The 1,118-nt window shown below is 59.3% G+C and carries 1 protein-coding gene; it reads right to left on the bottom strand.

Annotated features, from left to right (window positions below; genetic code table 11):
* The coding region (locus EN749_RS36160) for a hypothetical protein (RefSeq protein WP_210214763.1) at positions 1-944 on the bottom strand (944 nt) is incomplete at its 3' end.
* Between the last annotated feature and the right edge of the window lie 174 nt (positions 945-1,118).

The raw sequence follows: 1,118 nt of genomic DNA, 5'->3' as shown, positions 1-1,118 counted from the left end.
GAGCCGGCGCCGCCTTTGATTGCATCGGTTCTGATCAGTCCGTCGACCAGCACCCTGCCGGCGTCGCTTCCGACACTGACCGGCAGGTCGTCACGCCAACCGCCGTAATGCTCGTCGAGCCACATTGAAACAAGTGAACCGGAAGGCACGCCCGCTTGCTCGGCCAGCCTTTTCAATCGGACGATTTCGCAAGCCAGTTCGGCGGACACGACCCTGATCTCATCGCTGCGCCAAGTTTCCGGCACCATGTCCATGTGCTTTTCGGCTATTGCATCCGCGACTTCCACAGTCGGGTCGGGAACAGCGAGAAGCAGTCCTACGAGACGCTCAAGGAAGCGCGCCGCCCAGCCACCCGAGGGACCGTCGAGCGCAGCGACGGGAAAACCGCCTTGCCGGGCGATAGCGGCCAACCTGTGATGTGTTCCGTTCAAGCGGAGTTCTGGAATTCGCCAGTAGCGCAAGCCAGTATCGGTCAGCCTGCGCCCACATTGCGCGGCTTTCAAGCCGATAGGCTGTCCGACAGCGTCCCAAGCTCTGCCCGTTCCATCGTAGTGGCGTCTGAACCATTCAGCTGCCCACAGCACAAACTTCGCAGACAAGATGTGTCCCGGATCAAATGCGAGCGCAGCGGACTTCGATCGCAGCTCGTGCTGAAGAAGTTCGAAAGCCGAGTCCGAGAGACGGTATTTGTAGAGCGGACGTCCGTCGATCGCGGGAAGGCCGAGGTCGGAAAGCCAAGTCGCAGGCTTTGGAGGTTCCGTGGAGGATGCAGTCGCAGCAACGGCATCTCCCCGATTGGTTCTCAGCTGACGCCGCAAATTGATGGCGCGCATCAGCAGAAGGCGCGACCCGGGAATTTTTTGCAACTCGTCGGCAATGCGACTCAATTCGTCCGAGTTGTTCCTCGCCGCTTCAATTCGCGCAGCGTAATCTACGTCCTCCAACTCCTGCCCCCCGCGTCACCTCGGCATCACTCGAACTTTTGTCCCTTGTTCGACTACTTGCGTCGACTCACCTTAACTTCTGTTTTATTGGATGTCGTCCAAGAACTCTGATGCGGGGGCTACACCCGATACAAACAGCCTGTCTCGCGCTCGTGTCGCCGCCACATAGAGAAG

It is taken from the genome of Mesorhizobium sp. M7A.F.Ca.ET.027.02.1.1 (assembly GCF_004022985.1).
In the GTDB taxonomy this organism is placed as follows: Bacteria; Pseudomonadota; Alphaproteobacteria; order Rhizobiales; family Rhizobiaceae; genus Mesorhizobium.
Note: the sequence above shows the minus strand (reverse complement) of the source record. Positions and strands in the feature narration are given on the sequence as shown.